17 protein-coding genes are annotated in these 15,925 nt (G+C 59.2%); 8 read left to right on the top strand and 9 right to left on the bottom strand.

What is annotated here, in order from left to right; all coding sequences use genetic code 11:
• Nucleotides 1-68 precede the first annotated feature (68 nt).
• The 3 genes from prpC to ACQRAX_RS10440 all read right to left on the bottom strand — a co-directional run bounded on the left by prpC (nucleotide 69) and on the right by ACQRAX_RS10440 (nucleotide 2,862).
• Entirely contained in the window at nucleotides 69-1,196 is a 1,128-nt protein-coding gene (gene prpC, locus ACQRAX_RS10450; RefSeq protein WP_412037344.1) for a bifunctional 2-methylcitrate synthase/citrate synthase, read from the bottom strand.
• A gap of 68 nt (nucleotides 1,197-1,264) precedes the next feature.
• Nucleotides 1,265-2,155, bottom strand: a complete 891-nt coding sequence (prpB, locus tag ACQRAX_RS10445) for a methylisocitrate lyase (protein WP_412037343.1) — start codon at nucleotides 2,153-2,155, stop codon at nucleotides 1,265-1,267.
• On the bottom strand, nucleotides 2,152-2,862 hold the full coding sequence (locus tag ACQRAX_RS10440) for a GntR family transcriptional regulator (protein ID WP_412037342.1): 711 nt from the start codon (nucleotides 2,860-2,862) through the stop codon (nucleotides 2,152-2,154). Before ACQRAX_RS10440 ends, prpB begins: the two co-directional genes overlap by 4 nt.
• Nucleotides 2,863-3,152: 290 nt before the next feature.
• Between ACQRAX_RS10440 and ACQRAX_RS10435 the strand changes: the two genes are divergently transcribed.
• From ACQRAX_RS10435 to pabB, 4 genes are all read left to right on the top strand, one after another.
• Nucleotides 3,153-3,689: an ATP-dependent zinc protease family protein gene (locus ACQRAX_RS10435; protein ID WP_412037341.1), complete on the top strand. Its 537-nt coding sequence runs from the start codon at nucleotides 3,153-3,155 to the stop codon at nucleotides 3,687-3,689.
• A 5-nt stretch (nucleotides 3,690-3,694) separates the two neighbouring features.
• Nucleotides 3,695-5,227, top strand: coding sequence for an inactive transglutaminase family protein (locus tag ACQRAX_RS10430; RefSeq protein WP_412037340.1), 1,533 nt, complete (start codon nucleotides 3,695-3,697; stop codon nucleotides 5,225-5,227).
• The gene (locus ACQRAX_RS10425) at nucleotides 5,227-6,207 is read left to right on the top strand and encodes an alpha-L-glutamate ligase-like protein (protein ID WP_412037339.1); all 981 of its coding nucleotides are present in this window, start codon (nucleotides 5,227-5,229) and stop codon (nucleotides 6,205-6,207) included. Before ACQRAX_RS10430 ends, ACQRAX_RS10425 begins: the two co-directional genes overlap by 1 nt.
• 127 nt (nucleotides 6,208-6,334) lie before the next feature.
• The gene (pabB, locus tag ACQRAX_RS10420) at nucleotides 6,335-7,678 is read left to right on the top strand and encodes an aminodeoxychorismate synthase component I (RefSeq protein ID WP_412037338.1); all 1,344 of its coding nucleotides are present in this window, start codon (nucleotides 6,335-6,337) and stop codon (nucleotides 7,676-7,678) included.
• 60 nt (nucleotides 7,679-7,738) lie between these two features.
• Here pabB and thrH read toward each other — a convergent pair whose 3' ends face one another.
• Nucleotides 7,739-8,356, bottom strand: a complete 618-nt coding sequence (gene thrH / locus ACQRAX_RS10415) for a bifunctional phosphoserine phosphatase/homoserine phosphotransferase ThrH (protein WP_412037337.1) — start codon at nucleotides 8,354-8,356, stop codon at nucleotides 7,739-7,741.
• 129 nt (nucleotides 8,357-8,485) lie between these two features.
• Here thrH and ACQRAX_RS10410 point away from each other — a divergent pair, with 129 nt between their 5' ends.
• Entirely contained in the window at nucleotides 8,486-9,220 is a 735-nt protein-coding gene (locus ACQRAX_RS10410) for a phosphoadenylyl-sulfate reductase (protein WP_412037336.1), read from the top strand.
• An 85-nt stretch (nucleotides 9,221-9,305) separates the two neighbouring features.
• Here the strand turns inward: ACQRAX_RS10410 and cysB are convergent, their stop codons facing one another.
• The 4 genes from cysB to ACQRAX_RS10390 form a co-directional block, all read right to left on the bottom strand.
• Entirely contained in the window at nucleotides 9,306-10,280 is a 975-nt protein-coding gene (gene cysB, locus ACQRAX_RS10405) for an HTH-type transcriptional regulator CysB (protein ID WP_045189882.1), read from the bottom strand.
• Between the two features lie 123 nt (nucleotides 10,281-10,403).
• A complete protein-coding gene (locus ACQRAX_RS10400; protein WP_045189879.1) occupies nucleotides 10,404-10,901 on the bottom strand; it encodes a universal stress protein in 498 nt (165 codons plus the stop codon).
• A 93-nt stretch (nucleotides 10,902-10,994) separates the two neighbouring features.
• Nucleotides 10,995-11,903 carry a 5'-nucleotidase gene (locus ACQRAX_RS10395; RefSeq protein WP_412037335.1) on the bottom strand — a complete coding sequence of 303 codons (909 nt, stop codon included), beginning with the start codon at nucleotides 11,901-11,903 and terminating at the stop codon, nucleotides 10,995-10,997.
• 47 nt (nucleotides 11,904-11,950) lie between these two features.
• Entirely contained in the window at nucleotides 11,951-12,898 is a 948-nt protein-coding gene (locus ACQRAX_RS10390; protein WP_412037334.1) for a putative 2-dehydropantoate 2-reductase, read from the bottom strand.
• 115 nt (nucleotides 12,899-13,013) lie between these two features.
• On the opposite strand from ACQRAX_RS10390, the gene ACQRAX_RS10385 reads away from it, so the two are divergent.
• Together ACQRAX_RS10385 and ACQRAX_RS10380 are read left to right on the top strand one after the other, a co-directional pair.
• On the top strand, nucleotides 13,014-13,460 hold the full coding sequence (locus tag ACQRAX_RS10385; RefSeq protein ID WP_412037333.1) for a PilZ domain-containing protein: 447 nt from the start codon (nucleotides 13,014-13,016) through the stop codon (nucleotides 13,458-13,460).
• A 169-nt stretch (nucleotides 13,461-13,629) separates the two neighbouring features.
• On the top strand, nucleotides 13,630-14,706 hold the full coding sequence (locus ACQRAX_RS10380; protein ID WP_412037332.1) for a 3-deoxy-7-phosphoheptulonate synthase: 1,077 nt from the start codon (nucleotides 13,630-13,632) through the stop codon (nucleotides 14,704-14,706).
• 84 nt (nucleotides 14,707-14,790) lie between these two features.
• Here the strand turns inward: ACQRAX_RS10380 and ACQRAX_RS10375 are convergent, their stop codons facing one another.
• Nucleotides 14,791-15,072: a GNAT family N-acetyltransferase gene (locus ACQRAX_RS10375; RefSeq protein WP_045189870.1), complete on the bottom strand. Its 282-nt coding sequence runs from the start codon at nucleotides 15,070-15,072 to the stop codon at nucleotides 14,791-14,793.
• Nucleotides 15,073-15,581: 509 nt separating this feature from the next.
• On the opposite strand from ACQRAX_RS10375, the gene ACQRAX_RS10370 reads away from it, so the two are divergent.
• Nucleotides 15,582-15,833, top strand: coding sequence for an Lpp/OprI family alanine-zipper lipoprotein (locus tag ACQRAX_RS10370; protein WP_003250288.1), 252 nt, complete (start codon nucleotides 15,582-15,584; stop codon nucleotides 15,831-15,833).
• The last annotated feature ends 92 nt before the right edge of the window (nucleotides 15,834-15,925 follow it).

The following is a 15,925-nucleotide window of genomic DNA, read 5'->3' as shown; positions in this document are numbered from 1 at the left end:
TTGTGGGCGCTGGCCTTGCCAGCACCCACAACAGCAAAGGCTCTTGGGTTACCCCATCAAAGCCAGGCTCAGCGTTGTTCGACTGGCACGAACTTGCGCTGTTCAACGCCGGTGTACTCGGCGCTCGGACGGATGATACGGTTGTTGGCACGCTGTTCGAACACATGGGCTGCCCAGCCGGTCAGGCGCGAGCAGACGAAGATCGGGGTGAACAGCTTGGTCGGAATGCCCATGAAGTGATACGCCGAGGCATGGTAGAAGTCGGCGTTCGGGAACAACTTCTTCTGCTCCCACATGGTCTTGTCGATGGCTTCGGATACCGGATACAGCACGGTATCAGCGACTTCGTCGGCGAGCTTCTTGGACCAGCCCTTGATCACTTCGTTACGTGGGTCGGACTCTTTGTAGATGGCATGGCCAAAGCCCATGATCTTGTCTTTGCGCTCAAGCATCGCCAAGGTGCCGTTGATGGCTTCTTGCGGAGTCTTGAACAGCTCGATCATTTCCATCGCCGCTTCGTTGGCGCCGCCATGCAGCGGGCCGCGCAGCGAACCGATGGCGGCGGTGACGCAGGAGTACAGGTCCGACAGGGTCGAAGCACAGACTCGGGCAGTAAAGGTCGAAGCGTTGAACTCGTGCTCGGCGTAAAGGATCAGCGAAACGTTCATCACCTTGACGTGCAGTTCGCTCGGCTTCTTGCCGTGCAGCAGGTGCAGGAAGTGGCCACCAATGGTGTCTTCATCGCTGGTGCAGTTGATGCGCACACCGTGATGGCTGAAGCGGTACCAGTAGCACATGATCGCCGGGAACATCGCCAGCAGGCGGTCGGTCTTGTCGTGCTGCAGGTCGAAGCTCAGCTCCGGCTCCAGGGTACCGAGCACCGAGCATCCGGTACGCATCACATCCATCGGATGGGCAGTGCCCGGAATGCGCTCAAGCACTTCTTTCAAGGCTTGTGGTACGTCTCGCAGGGTCTTCAGCTTGCCTTTGTATTCGGCCAACTGGGCCGCGCTTGGCAGCTCACCGTAGAGCAGCAGGTAGGCGACTTCTTCGAACTCGGCATGTTCGGCCAATTCACGAACATCGTAACCACGGTAGGTCAGGCCAGCACCGGCCTGGCCCACGGTCGACAGTGCAGTTTGCCCGGCCACTTGACCACGCAGGCCGGCACCACTGAGTACTTTTGCTTCGGCCATGTTTCTCTCCGATCTTGAATTTATTATGGAATTTCTGGCTAATCGCGGGGCAAGCCCGCACCTACAATTCAGGCTTTTTTCTGGGCGAACAGCGCATCGAGGCTTTGCTCGAACGCGTGGTAGTTAATGGCATCGTAAAGCTCCATGCGGGTCTGCATGGTGTCGATGACGTTCTTCTGCGTGCCGTCACGACGCAGTGCGGCGTAGACGTTCTCGGCCGCCTTGTTCATGGCGCGGAACGCCGACAGCGGGTACAGCACCAGCGAGACATCGACCGAGGCGAGCTCTTCGGTGGTGTACAGCGGCGTGGCACCGAACTCGGTGATGTTGGCCAGGATCGGCGCCTTGATGCGATCAGCGAAGGTCTTGTACATGGCCAGTTCGGTGATGGCTTCCGGGAAGACCATGTCAGCACCGGCCTCTACGCAAGCGGCAGCGCGATCCAGGGCGGCTTCCAGGCCTTCGACGGCCAGCGCATCAGTACGCGCCATGATCACGAAGCTGTCGTCGGTACGCGCGTCCACCGCCGCCTTGATGCGGTCGACCATCTCCTGCTGGGAGACGATTTCCTTGTTCGGGCGATGGCCGCAGCGCTTGGCGCCCACCTGGTCTTCGATATGGATCGCAGCAGCGCCAAACTTGATCATCGACTTGACGGTACGGGCGACGTTGAACGCCGAGGAGCCAAAACCGGTGTCGACATCGACCAACAGCGGCAGGTCGCAGACGTCGGTGATCCGACGAACGTCGGTGAGCACGTCATCCAGACCGGTGATGCCCAGGTCCGGCAGGCCCAGGGAGCCTGCCGCTACACCGCCACCCGACAGGTAGATAGCCTTGAAACCGGCACGTTTGGCCAGCAGTGCATGGTTGGCGTTGATTGCACCGACAACCTGCAGCGGGTGCTCGGCGGCAACTGCATCGCGAAAACGCTGGCCGGGACTGCTTTTCTGACTCATGACTCACCTCGTGGGCTGGTAGCGTCGAGATAGTGACGCTCGATATTGCGTTTGGAGGCGCCGATGTGACGGCGCATCAAGAGCTCGGCCAGTTCGCCGTCACGGTCGGCGATGGCATCGAGAATCCGGTGGTGTTCTGCGAACGCCTGGCGTGGCCGGTTGGGCGTAGCGGAAAACTGGATGCGGTACATGCGCACCAACTGATACAGCTCGCCGCAAAGCATCTGCACCAGGGTGCGGTTACCGCTGCCCTGGATGATCCGGTAATGAAAGTCGTAATCGCCTTCCTGCTGGTAGTAGCCAAGGCCGGCCTGGAAGGTGGCATCACGCTCATGGGTGTCGAGTACCCGACGCAGCTCATCGATCTCGGCTACGCTCATGCGTTCGGCAGCCAGGCGGCAGGCCATGCCTTCCAAAGACTCACGGATCTCGTACAGTTCGATCAGCTCGGCATGGCTCAGCGATACTACTCGCGCGCCGACGTGCGGCACGCGCACCAGCAGACGCTGGCCTTCCAGGCGGTGAATGGCCTCACGCAGCGGCCCGCGGCTGATGCCGTAGGTGCGCGCCAGCTCTGGCTCGGAGATCTTGCTGCCCGGGGCGATCTCGCCCTTGACGATAGCGGCCTGGATACGCCGGAAGACGTTTTCCGAGAGGGTTTCGGAATCCTCTGTAATGGCGCCGGGGGCTTGGGCTGCGTCCAGCATATTGTCGACACCTCAGAAATCAATGACGCCAAAACTAGCCAAATCGGCAGGCATAGTCAAAGACAAAATCAATATTGTCGACAATCGTCTAATAACGAACTTCACCGCCCCCGGTGTTGTCTGAGTGCAGCCGCTGGCGCCAGCACACCAGCGTGATAGAATGCCGCGCCCCACACAGGGCACGAATAGTGTGTTTGCCATCCCTTTGGTGATGACAGATCAACGAGGAAGCTTGCGCAGAACTGCCAGTGGCCTTGACCCGAACATCGCACAGCACCGCGCCAGGATTTATGAGACTTACACCCCTTCCACTGTTGCTCAGCCTGTTTTTGTTGCCCGCCGTTGGCCAGGCCGCGGAAAAGACCGTGTACGGCCTTAACGAATATGCCCGCCTCACCGATATTGACTTGGAGGTTGCCGCCAAACTCGATACCGGGGCCAAGACGGCCTCACTCAGCGCGCGCGACATCAAGCGCTTCAAGCGTAATGGCGAATCCTGGGTGCGCTTCTACCTGGCAATTGACGCCGCCCATGCGCATCCGATAGAACGCCCATTGGCCCGTGTCAGCAAGATCAAACGACGCGCCGGCGATTACAACCCGGACGAAGGCAAGGCCTACACCGCCCGCCCGGTGATTGAACTGAACATCTGCATGGGCACCGCCCGACGTGTGATCGAAGTGAACCTGACCGACCGCAGCGCGTTCCAGTACCCGCTGCTGATCGGCTCAGAGGCACTCAAGCACTTTGATGCGCTGGTCGACCCAAGCCTTAAATACGCGGCCGGCAAACCTGCCTGCGCCCCTGACGCTCCCAAAGCAGAGTAATCCCGATGCGCTCTCTTACCCTTCATCTGAAAGTCCTGATCACCGTACTGGTGCTACTGGGCATCGTGGTCACGGCCTATCAGATCTTCTTTCTCGGCATCCCGGTGACCGAGGACGAAACTGACGACCTGTGGAACATCGACGCCAAAGTCGAGTTCGTCGCCAACCCCAAGGACCCGGTCAAGATCCAGATGTTCGTACCGCCATTGAGCCGCGACTACGTCAGCCTCAATGAGAGCTTCATCTCCAACAACTATGGAGTGAGCGTCAACCGCGTCGACGGCAACCGCAAGGTGACCTGGTCGGCCCGCCGTGCCAGCGGCAACCAGACCCTGTACTACCGCCTGGTCCTGACCAAGCGTTACAGCACCGAAAAGGCCAAGATCAAAGGCCCGACCTTCCGCGACAGCCTGGCCGTCGAGGGCCCGGAGAAGATCGCCGCCGAAGCCCTGATGGCGCCTATCCGCCAGCACTCGGCTGACGTCGAGACCTTTGTCAGTGAAACCATCAAGCGGGTCAACAACCTCAATGACGACAACGTCAAGCTGCTGTTGGCTGGTGATACCTCGTCACTGAACAAGGCCAAGGTCATCGACTTGTTGCTGTCGATCGCTCACGTGCCGGTGGAAAAGGTCCATACCATTCGTCTGGTCGCCGACCAACCACAAACACCTGAACTGTGGCTGCGCAGCTTCAACGGTACCGACTGGCTGTACTTCAACCCGGATACCGGTGAACAAGGTCTGCCTACTGACCGTTTGCTGTGGTGGACCGGTGATGACAACCTGATCACCGTCGATGGCGGCAAAAAAGCCAACGTCAGCTTCAGCCTGAACAACAGCGAGATGAACGCCATCCGCCTGGCCAAACTGACCGACGAAAACACCGACGCCGACTTCCTCGAATACTCGCTCTACGGCCTGCCGCTGCAAACCCAGCAGACCTTCATGATCATGGTGATGATCCCGATCGGTGTGCTGGTGATTCTGGTACTGCGTAACCTGATCGGCCTGCAAACCCTGGGCACCTTCACCCCGGTACTGATTGCCCTGGCCTTCCGTGAAACCCAGCTGGGTTTTGGTATTGTCCTGTTTACGGTGATTACCGCGCTGGGCCTGTCGCTACGTTCCTATCTCGAACACCTGAAGCTGCAGATGCTGCCGCGCCTGTCGGTGGTGTTGACCTTCGTGGTGGTGCTGATCGCCGCGATCAGCCTATTTAGCCACAAGCTGGGCCTGGAGCGCGGGTTGTCGGTGGCGCTGTTCCCGATGGTGATTCTGACCATGACCATTGAACGCCTGTCGATCACCTGGGAAGAGCGTGGTGGTGGTCATGCGATGAAGGTCGCCATTGGCACCCTGTTCGCCGCATCGCTGGCGCACCTGCTGATGAGCGTGCCGGAGCTGGTGTACTTCGTCTTCACCTTCCCGGCGGTACTGCTGATTCTGGTGGGCTTCATGCTGGCGATGGGTCGCTACCGCGGCTACCGCCTGACGGAGCTGGTACGTTTCAAGGCTTTCGTGAAGGCTGACGCCTGATGTTCGGTCTCTGGAAAACCTGGAAAGCCCTGGAGGCCCGGGGCATCATGGGTATCAACCGGCGCAATGCGGACTACGTCCTCAAGTACAACAAGCGCCACCTGTACCCGATCGTCGATGACAAGATCATCACCAAGGAGCGCGCCATCCAGGCCGGCATCCACGTGCCGGAAATGTACGGGATCATCTCCACCGAGAAAGAGATCGACAAACTTGGCGAGATCATCGGCGGGCGCAACGACTTCGTCGTCAAGCCAGCCCAGGGTGCTGGCGGCGATGGCATTCTGGTAGTGGCTGATCGTTTCGAAGACCGTTACCGCACGGTCTCGGGCAAGATCATCAGCCACGAGGAAATCGAGCATCAGATCTCCAGCATCCTCACCGGCCTGTATTCGCTGGGCGGTCACCGCGACCGTGCCCTGATCGAGTACCGGGTGACCCCCGACCAGATCTTCAAAAGCATCAGCTATGAAGGTGTGCCGGATATCCGCATCATCGTCTTGATGGGCTATCCGGTGATGGCCATGCTGCGTTTGCCGACCCGCCAGTCCGGCGGCAAGGCCAACCTGCACCAGGGCGCCATCGGCGTCGGTGTCGACCTGGCTACCGGCGTGACCCTGCGCGGCACCTGGCTGAACAACATCATCAGCAAGCACCCGGACACCACTAATGCGGTGGACGGCGTGCAACTGCCGAACTGGGACGGCTTCATGAAGCTGGCCGCCGGCTGCTATGAGCTGTGCGGCCTGGGTTACATCGGTGTCGACATGGTCCTGGACCAGGACAAGGGCCCGTTGATCCTCGAGCTCAACGCCCGCCCCGGCCTGAACATCCAGATCGCCAACGACTGCGGCCTGACCAAGCGTACCCACGCCGTCGAGGCACACCTGGAACAGCTGGCCAAAGACGACATCCAGGAAACCGCGGAGCAGCGCGTGCGCTTTGCCCAGCAGCTGTTCGGCCACGTGCCGTCCAACTGAGTGCCTTCCTGCCTGCGTTAGCCGCTCTGGCTGGCGTAGGCGGGAGACTCAATGTCGTAGTCAGCGCTAGGAGCATTTCCTGCAGAGGACTACAATCGCCTCCCCGCATTCATAGCTGTTCACTTGCATGCCGACCTGTACGCTCCACCCCCTGCCCTACCAGGCTGATCCTGCGGCCTATTTTGCGCACGTGCGCAAAGCGCCGGGCGCCGTCCTGCTCGATAGCGCCCGTCCGACCGCCGAACGCGGCCGCTTTGATCTGCTCAGTGCCTGGCCGATACACACCTTGACCCCAAGTGCCACTGAAAGCGGCGAGACCTACCTGCAACGTCTGCGCGCCAGCCTGGAACAACTGGGTCGGGCAGAACTGCCAGACGCTATCGATCTGCCCTTTGCCGGTGGTTTGATCGGCTACCTCAGCTACGATTTCGGGCGGCGTTTGGAGCACCTCCCTGCGGTTGCCATGGATGACCTGGGCCTGGCCGATGCCAGCCTGGGGCTGTATGCCTGGGCGCTGATAAGCGATCACCAGCTGCACACCAGCCAACTGCTATTCCATCCAAGCCTGCAAGTGGCTGAGCGTCAGCGCCTGATCAGCCTGTTCAACAGCCCGGCGCCGGTCGAGCAGACCTGGTTCACGTTGCAGGCACCGATGCGCGGCGACATCAGCGCCCAGACCTACCGTCAGGCGTTCGATCGGGTGCAGCAGTACATCTACGCCGGCGACTGCTACCAGATCAACCTCACCCAGCGTTTTCGCGCCCCCTGCCAGGGCGACCCCTGGCACGCCTATCAGGCCCTGCGCCGCGCCTGCCCGACGCCGTACTCGGGCTTTCAACTGCTGGCTGACGGCAGCGCGCTACTGAGCTTCTCACCGGAACGCTTCATCCGGGTCAGTAACGGCCAGGTGGAAACCCGCCCGATCAAGGGCACCCGCCCGCGGGGTAAAAATGCCGCCGAGGATGCGCGTAACGCTGCCGAACTGCTCGACAGCCGCAAGGACCGGGCAGAAAACCTGATGATTGTCGATCTGCTGCGCAATGACCTGGGTCGCACCTGTGAAACCGGCTCAGTCAAGGTACCGGAGTTGTTCAGCCTGGAGAGCTACCCGAATGTGCATCACCTGGTCAGCAGCGTCACCGGACGCCTGGCCGCCGGCAAGGACGCGCTGAACCTGATCGCCGACAGCTTCCCTGGCGGCTCGATCACCGGTGCACCGAAGATCCGCGCCATGCAGATCATTGACGAACTGGAGCCCAGCCGTCGGGCGCTGTATTGCGGGTCATTGTTGTATCTGGACGTGCGCGGCGAGATGGACAGTTCCATCGCCATTCGCAGCTTGCTGGTCAAGGATGGGCAGGTGTGCTGCTGGGGTGGTGGCGCGGTGGTAGCCGATTCGGATTGGCAGGCCGAATACGAGGAATCGATCACCAAGGTCAAGGTACTACTCGACACCTTGCAAAGCCTCTGAAAACTTCGAACCTGTAAGGGCGGATTCACCGGTCCGGCGTCCCGGTGAATCCGCACAATCTCAGAGGCTCAACGACCTGGTGGAGGCTTTGATGAATTCCTTCTTCAACGCTTCGAAATCATGCACAGCCGGGAACTGTGGGAACTCGCGAATCACGTTTTCCGGCGCATGGAACAGAATCCCCGCGTCAGCCTCACCGAGCATGGTCGTGTCATTGTACGAATCCCCTGCGGCAATCACCCGGTAGTACAGGCTCTTGAAGGCCAGCACCGACTGGCGCTTGGGGTCTTTCTGGCGCAACTGGTAGCCAGTCACTCGGTCCGTTTCGTCAGTGATCAAGCGATGGCAGAGCAAGGTCGGGAAACCCAACTGGCGCATCAGCGGCTGGGAAAACTCATAAAAGGTGTCAGAGAGAATCACCACCTGAAAGCGCTCGCGCAGCCAGTCCACGAACTCGATAGCGCCATCGAGCGGCTTGAGCGTGGCGATGACCGCCTGGATGTCGGAAAGCTTCAGGCCATGCTCATCGAGGATGCGCAGGCGTTGCTTCATCAGCACGTCGTAATCGGGAATATCACGGGTGGTGGCCCGCAATGATTCGATTCCGGTTTTTTCCGCGAAGGCGATCCAGATTTCCGGGACCAATACGCCTTCCAGATCGAGACAGGCAATTTCCACAGCACACTCCTCGAACAACGCCAAAAATGGGAAGCCGCACTCTACATGCGCGGCGTCTGCCCGAGCAATTTTTGTTAAGATCGAGCTATTACGAGCGCCAAGCGCCATTCAATGACCGGAAGCCGCCTGATGAGCCAACCCTTCGACGTCGCCGCCCTGGCCGCGACTTATGCCAACAAGTCCCCGCAAGACATCCTCAAGCTTGCCTTCGATCACTTCGGTGATGACCTGTGGATTTCCTTCAGCGGCGCCGAAGACGTGGTGCTGGTGGACATGGCCTGGAAGCTGAACAAGAGCGTCAAGGTATTCAGCCTCGACACCGGTCGCCTGCACCCGGAGACCTACCGCTTCATCGACCAGGTACGCGAGCACTACAGCCTGCCGATCGAGATACTCTCGCCTGATCGCAGCAAGCTCGACCCTTTCGTCAAGGAAAAGGGCCTGTTCAGTTTCTACAAGGACGGTCATGGCGAATGCTGCGGCATCCGCAAGATTGAACCGCTACGACGCAAGCTGAGCACCGTAAGCGCCTGGGCTACCGGCCAGCGCCGCGACCAGAGCCCGGGCACCCGTAGCCAGGTGGCTGCGCTGGAAATTGACAGCGCGTTTTCGACACCTGAGCGCACCTTGTACAAATTCAACCCGCTGGCGCAGATGACCAGCGAAGAAGTCTGGGGTTACATCCGCATGCTCGAGCTGCCCTACAACAGCCTGCACGAACGCGGCTTCATCAGTATCGGTTGCGAGCCTTGCACTCGCCCGGTACTGCCCAACCAGCATGAACGCGAAGGCCGTTGGTGGTGGGAAGAGTCGACCCAGAAGGAATGCGGCCTGCATGCCGGCAACCTGATCGCTAAAAATTGAGCTGCAAGTAAGCTTCAAGCCACAAAAAAAGCAGCCCGCACGCGGGCTGCTTTCTCTTGCAGCTTAAAACTTGGAGCTTGAAGCTTTAGTGCACCGGTAGCTCGACACCTTCAAACAGCTCTTCAAGCTCTTGCTTGTTGTGACACTGGATGGCCTTGGCCATGACTTCACGGGTCAGGTGCGGGGCAAACTTTTCGATGAAGTCACACATGAAGCCCCGCAGGAAGGTACCGCGACGGAAGCCGATCTTGGTCACACTGGACTCAAACAGTTCACTGGCATCGAGCACCACCAAGTCGTTGTCGAGCTTGGTGTCGACCGCCATTTTGGCCACGATACCGACGCCCAGCCCCAGGCGCACGTAGGTCTTGATCACGTCGGCGTCGGCAGCAGTGAACACCACCTTCGGGGTCAGGCCGCGATGACTGAAGGCTTCATCGAGCTTGGAGCGACCGGTGAAACCGAACACATAGGTAACAATCGGATACTCGGCCAAGGCTTCGAGGGTGAGCTTGGGCAGCTTGGTCAGCGGGTGGCCTTGCGGCACCACTACGCAACGGTTCCAGCGATAGCACGGCATCATTACCAGGTCACCGAACAGCTCCAGGGCTTCGGTGGCAATGGCAAAATCCACGGTGCCATCAGCGGCCATTTCGGCGATCTGCATCGGCGAGCCCTGATGCATGTGCAAGGCTACTTCCGGGTACTGTTTGATGAAGCTGCTGATTACCGGCGGCAGCGCATAGCGCGCCTGGGTGTGAGTGGTGGCGATCGACAGGGTGCCCTTCTTCTCATTGGAGAATTCCTGGGCAATCTGCTTGATGCTTTCAACCTTGCGCAGGATCTCGCCGGCGGTGGTGATGATGCGCTCACCCGCCGGAGTCACGCGAGTCAGGTGCTTGCCGCTGCGGGCGAACACTTCAACGCCCAGTTCGTCCTCAAGCAAGCGGATCTGCTTACTGATGCCCGGCTGGGAGGTGTACAGACTCTGCGCTGTCGCGGAGACGTTGAGGTCGTGGTGCGCCACTTCCCAGATGTAGCGCAATTGTTGAAGCTTCATATGTATCCCTCAAATCAGCTGGGCGTCACCGGCAGCAGCGACGATTTATAACTATATTAGTGGTTTGAAGAATAAATCTAGAACTATTTTAGCAGTCTAGCGCAATCCTCCGGCAATGCCGCCTTAAGCCTTTCTGCGACCCAGATGCTGGGCCAAAGGCACCATGTATATCGGAACCGGCGATAACTGCAGCAGCCGCACGGCCGTGCGGCCAATGGGGATATCAACGCCTGCCCCCTGGCTATGACTGCCAAAGATCAGCAGATCCACACTCAGGCGCTGAGCTTGTTCAAGAATCACCTGAGCGGGATCACCCTGGCGCACGCGAACTGCCTTGATCAGCGCCAGGTCGGCTTCTTCACCTAACTCGTCCCGAAAGTTTTCCAGGACTTTCTGTTCGATGTTGGCCATGACGTTGTTGACGCCCTGGCTGTGCAACTGGTCCAGCGTCTGCTCATCCAGGTAGCTTTGCAGCAGGGATTCGGCGAACTGGCCCATGGGTTCGACCGCATGAATTACATACAGCTCTGCATTGAAGGTGCGCGCCAACGCCAGCGCGTGTTGCATGACAAAAGGCGCGTATACACCGAGGTCAGTGGCATACAGCATGGAACGGATCATTCGACCTCCTTGACTGCCGCCTAGGCAGAGCAAGCTTCAGCTTAGCAGTGCGCTGATGCCGCGCCGCTCCGTCCGGCGCCCGACGTATACGGCCTAACCCAGTGTCGGTTCGTTGCTGATGCCATGCGGTACATGGCCGGTTGCAACGACGCTGCGTGCGCGCTCGCAATGGCCGGCCTGGTCGTCGAAAAACACATCGGCGGCGAATGCTTCGAGAAACGCCGACTTGTCCAGGCCACCGAGAAACAGCGACTCATCCAGACGGATGTCCCACTCGCGCAAGGTGCGGATCACGCGCTCATGGGCTGGCGCTGAACGGGCGGTGACCAGCGCCGTGCGAATCGGACAGGCACCTTCGGGGAACTCCTTTTGCAACAGATTCAACGCAGCAAGAAATGGCTTGAACGGGCCACCGCGCAAGGGCTCGCGCGCCGACTGACGTTCGCTGGCCTGGAACGCCTCCAGCCCACCCAACTGATAGACCCGCTCGGACTCATCAGAGAACAATACTGCGTCACCGTCAAAGGCGATGCGCAGCTCATCGCTGGCAGCACGACGCGCCCCACCCGAGAGGATCGTCGCGGCCGCGAAGCCAGCATCAAGCGCACTGCGTACATCGTCAGCGTCGGTGGAGAGGAACAAATGGCAGCCAAAGGCTGCCAGGTAAGGATAAGGGCTACGCCCGCCGACAAAGGCTGCGCGGTAGATTCCCAGGCCATGATGCTCGATCGAATTGAACACCCGCAGGCCAGTGTCGGCACTGTTTCGCGATACCAGAATGACCTCGACCCGCGGCTGCCCAAGATGGGCATTGAGACCCAACAGTTTTTGCACCAGCGGGAAGGCATCACCGGGTTCGAGCACTTCGTCTTCGTGTTCGATCTGATATTGACGGTAGGCTTCGACCCCTTGAGCCAGGTACAGACGATGGCTTTCACTGAGGTCGAACAACGCCCTCGAGGAAATCGCGACCACCAGCTTGTCGCCGAGGTTCTTGCTCATGGAGTGCTCCTCATCTGTTTTGCTCAAGCAACCGTAGCCGCTGTCACCTAGCGATTATGCCGATCAATGAACGCCAGTTCCTGATACAGCGCCTCAATGCGCGGCAAACTGCAACCGGCCTTGCGCGCCCGCGCCAAGGGCTCAGCATAGATTGACGCCAGCTCCAATGGTCGCTTCTGGACAAAGTCGTGGTACATGCTTGGCCAGTAGTCCGGCATTTTTTCCGTCATGCTAAACAGCTGCTCGGCATAGCCCTCGGGCATTGCATGACCACAACTGCGCGCCCCCTCCACCACTTCGGCCATCAACGCCTGGATCAACTCTCGACTCTGCGGATCGGCCATCAACGGTGTGGTGCTGCCCCCCAGTACCACCGACAGACCATTGTACGGCACATTCCATACCAGCTTCTGCCAACGCGCCTGGGCCAGGTTGGCCATGGCCTTGGAATCAATACCCGCCTCGCGGAACAGATCAGCACCGGCCTCGGCAATATTCTGGCGCACAACCGCATCCGCCGCCGGCCCGCTGTGATAGCCCAGGTTTACCGCCCCCAGGGCTTGGTGACGGACCACCCCGGGCGCCTCACGGTGAACACAGATAAAGCACAAGCCGCCGAGCAGATGCAGGTTTTCCGGCAGCAGCGGACGCATGCCTTTCTCGACCCCCAACCCATTCTGCAACAGCACCACTTTGCCATCGCTGGCAGCGGCCTTGGCGATAATGGGCGCCATTTCGGCATTGCTGGTGGTTTTGGTGCCCACCAGCAGCCAGTCACAGGGCGGCATATCGGCAACATCGGCGTACGCCTGCACCGGCATTTGCAAGGTGCCGTGCACGGCGCTCTCGATGCGCATCCCATGCTCACTGACCGCGTCAAACTCGCTGCGCAGGAGAAAATGCACGTCGAACCCTGCCCTGGCCAGCATCAATCCGTAAAAGCCGCCAATGGCGCCGGTGCCGATGATGCCAATACGCAGACTGCTGGTGTTCATCCTGCTCTCCTCAACCGTTCATTTTTTGTTGGTATTTTTAACCGCAAATCAACCGCTTTACGATCCTTCACTATACTGAGGCGAACAAGGTCAAAAATTCGACACGGAGTCGAGCATGCGCGGTTTTCTGTCCCACCCGGACGATGTCCCGGTCGAACTGGCCCTTCGCCAGTCGCCAAGTCTGTTTCGCCAACGGCTGCACACTATCAGCCTGGGCGGTATCGTCTGCAACCACCCCCGCGCCTACCGCCGCGGTATGGCCGTAGAAATGATCATTCCCTCCCTGGGTGAAAACGCCCGCTATCCCGGCTACGTAGCCTGGTGCCAGAAGCAGCAGGACGGCTACCGGGTGGGCATCGCCTTCATCGATGAACAAGCCCTGTTCGGTGCGCGGATGAGCGAACAGGTCTGTCAGATCCAGCACCTTTACCAACAGCAGGTGCAGAGCCAAACCACGCCAGGTGACCTCGAGATTCTCGCTCAGCAATGGGTCAGCCTGCACGCCAATGAGTTCTCCGAGGCCAGCCTTGAGGCCACGCATACCCGACAAATTCTAATTTAAGGTGAAAAACCCTGCCCCTGCAGGCTTTCACACACAGGAAAGCAGCCTCTACCCATTGTCGAGCCACGGTGTAACGCGCTAAGGTTCGGCTCCCCGCTGCGTACAATCTTGCTGCTCCGCCGCACGGGGATCGCTGGCGGCCGGCACCCGTGACCTGACGAGTAACACGATGGCTGATTTACCGATCGATGACCTAAACGTTGCCTCCAACGAGACCTTGATCACCCCCGATCAGCTCAAGAAGGAAATCCCTCTCAGCGCCACCGCGCTCAAGACCGTGACTGCGGGCCGTGAAGTGGTGCGCAATATTCTCGACGGCAAGGACCACCGCCTGTTCGTGGTGATCGGCCCCTGCTCGATCCATGACATCAAAGCGGCCCATGAATACGCCGAGCGCCTCAAAGCCCTCGCCGCTGAAGTGTCCGACACCCTGTACCTGGTCATGCGTGTGTACTTCGAAAAACCACGCACCACGGTTGGCTGGAAAGGCCTGATCAACGACCCGTACCTGGACGACTCGTTCAAGATTCAAGATGGCCTGCACATCGGTCGTCAGTTGTTGCTGGACCTGGCCGAAATGGGCCTGCCGACCGCGACCGAAGCCCTCGACCCGATCTCTCCGCAGTACCTGCAGGATCTGATCAGCTGGTCGGCCATTGGCGCACGCACCACCGAATCCCAGACCCACCGCGAAATGGCCTCGGGCCTGTCTTCGGCCGTAGGCTTCAAGAACGGCACCGATGGCGGCCTGACCGTAGCCATCAACGCCCTGCAGTCGGTTTCCAGCCCTCACCGCTTCCTCGGCATCAACCAGGAAGGCGGCGTCTCCATCGTCACCACCAAAGGCAACGCCTACGGTCACGTGGTGCTGCGCGGCGGAAATGGCAAGCCTAACTATGACTCGGTCAGTGTCGCTCTGTGCGAGCAGGCGTTGGCCAAGGCCAAGATCAAGCCGAACATCATGGTCGACTGCAGCCACGCCAACTCCAACAAGGACCCGGCCCTGCAGCCATTGGTAATGGAGAACGTTGCCAACCAGATCCTCGAAGGCAACCAGTCGATCATCGGCCTGATGGTCGAAAGCCACCTGAACTGGGGCTGCCAGGCGATTCCAAAGGACCTCAACGACCTGCAGTACGGTGTGTCGATCACCGACGCTTGCATCGACTGGGAAGCCACCGAGAAGACCTTGCGCAGCATGCACGCCAAACTCAAGGATGTACTGCCCAAGCGCAACCGCGCCTGACAGGCACAAACAAAAACGCCGGGCATTGCCCGGCGTTTTTGTTTGTGCATTTGAATGGCAGCGTGGCGCTACCGTTCGCGATTCTCAGGCTTTGGTGGAGTGCCGTTGCTGGCGCTCCATGTAACGTTCCACATATGAACATGAAGGAATCACGGTGTAGCCCATGTCTTCTGCATATTGCAGCGCCGTCTCGGTCAGCGCCGCGGCAATACCCCGGCCCCGCAACGCATTGGGCACAAAGGTGCGGTAGATATCCAGGGTTTGCTTACCCAGGTCCATGTAGGTCAGGTACGCACGATGACCGTCCACACTGGTCTCGAATTGATGACCAGCCTGGTCATGGTGGATGGACAACGCCTCGCTCATCACTACTCCTCGCGGGTCTAATGATCTGACCCCTACCTTACCGATGTTTGTCCGGCGAAGGAACCTCTACGCCACCCCGTGCCCGCTTGGACAGCAAGAACAGCTTGGTCGTTCTCTGGCAAAAGAGCACGTACAAATAGTAGGCGCCCAGGGCCCGGATGCTCAAGGCGTCTGGTCGTAAAAATTGTGCTCTTGCAGCCAGCGAGCCAGGCAACGGGAAAGCCGCCTGAACAGTTGCCGGATGTTGTAGTGCTAAGACGTTGGATGACACTTTAAGTCACCGTTAGTTCAACAAAAAAGCATACTTGCTACACTAGATAGCAGCCGCTGCGGCGGCACCTTCACAGTTTTTTTACAAAGGCTGTGTAGGTCCCGGGACGGGCGTATTTTTTTGCAGTTCTTGCGCTCTGTCAGTTTACTTACTACAAGTAATGGGTACTATGTACACCGGCTAGTTTCTCTTTGCTGAGAGATGGCTATTTAATAGAAAGTCCTTGAAGGGGAACACGATGAACAACGTTCTGAAATTTTCTGCTCTGGCTCTGGCCGCAGTTCTGGCTACCGGTTGCAGCAGCGTATCGAAAGAAACCGAAGCTCGCCTGACCGCTACTGAAGACGCAGCTGCTCGCGCACAAGCTCGCGCTGACGAAGCCTACCGCAAAGCTGACGACGCTATGGCTGCTGCTCAAAAAGCACAGCAGACCGCTGACGAAGCTAACGAGCGCGCTCTGCGTATGCTGGACAAAGCCAGCCGTAAGTAATTATCCCTCGGGATTTTTATTTGGAGCCGACCCACTTGTGGGTCGGCTTTTTTATTGCCTGCCAGAAACTTACAGCAACCGCCAGAAACGAC

This window comes from Pseudomonas sp. UM16, from assembly GCF_050312595.1.
Taxonomy (GTDB): Bacteria; Pseudomonadota; Gammaproteobacteria; order Pseudomonadales; family Pseudomonadaceae; genus Aquipseudomonas.
This window is presented reverse-complemented; position numbering and strand designations above follow the sequence as displayed.

Coding starts and splice junctions, on each gene's coding strand:
- prpC (WP_412037344.1), bottom strand. CDS start 1,196: ATGGCCGAAGCAAAAGTACTCAGTGGTGCCGGCCTGCGTGGTCAAGTG.
- prpB (WP_412037343.1), bottom strand. CDS start 2,155: ATGAGTCAGAAAAGCAGTCCCGGCCAGCGTTTTCGCGATGCAGTTGCC.
- ACQRAX_RS10440 (WP_412037342.1), bottom strand. CDS start 2,862: ATGCTGGACGCAGCCCAAGCCCCCGGCGCCATTACAGAGGATTCCGAA.
- ACQRAX_RS10435 (WP_412037341.1), top strand. CDS start 3,153: ATGAGACTTACACCCCTTCCACTGTTGCTCAGCCTGTTTTTGTTGCCC.
- ACQRAX_RS10430 (WP_412037340.1), top strand. CDS start 3,695: ATGCGCTCTCTTACCCTTCATCTGAAAGTCCTGATCACCGTACTGGTG.
- ACQRAX_RS10425 (WP_412037339.1), top strand. CDS start 5,227: ATGTTCGGTCTCTGGAAAACCTGGAAAGCCCTGGAGGCCCGGGGCATC.
- pabB (WP_412037338.1), top strand. CDS start 6,335: ATGCCGACCTGTACGCTCCACCCCCTGCCCTACCAGGCTGATCCTGCG.
- ACQRAX_RS10410 (WP_412037336.1), top strand. CDS start 8,486: ATGAGCCAACCCTTCGACGTCGCCGCCCTGGCCGCGACTTATGCCAAC.
- cysB (WP_045189882.1), bottom strand. CDS start 10,280: ATGAAGCTTCAACAATTGCGCTACATCTGGGAAGTGGCGCACCACGAC.
- ACQRAX_RS10400 (WP_045189879.1), bottom strand. CDS start 10,901: ATGATCCGTTCCATGCTGTATGCCACTGACCTCGGTGTATACGCGCCT.
- ACQRAX_RS10395 (WP_412037335.1), bottom strand. CDS start 11,903: ATGAGCAAGAACCTCGGCGACAAGCTGGTGGTCGCGATTTCCTCGAGG.
- ACQRAX_RS10390 (WP_412037334.1), bottom strand. CDS start 12,898: ATGAACACCAGCAGTCTGCGTATTGGCATCATCGGCACCGGCGCCATT.
- ACQRAX_RS10385 (WP_412037333.1), top strand. CDS start 13,014: ATGCGCGGTTTTCTGTCCCACCCGGACGATGTCCCGGTCGAACTGGCC.
- ACQRAX_RS10380 (WP_412037332.1), top strand. CDS start 13,630: ATGGCTGATTTACCGATCGATGACCTAAACGTTGCCTCCAACGAGACC.
- ACQRAX_RS10375 (WP_045189870.1), bottom strand. CDS start 15,072: ATGAGCGAGGCGTTGTCCATCCACCATGACCAGGCTGGTCATCAATTC.
- ACQRAX_RS10370 (WP_003250288.1), top strand. CDS start 15,582: ATGAACAACGTTCTGAAATTTTCTGCTCTGGCTCTGGCCGCAGTTCTG.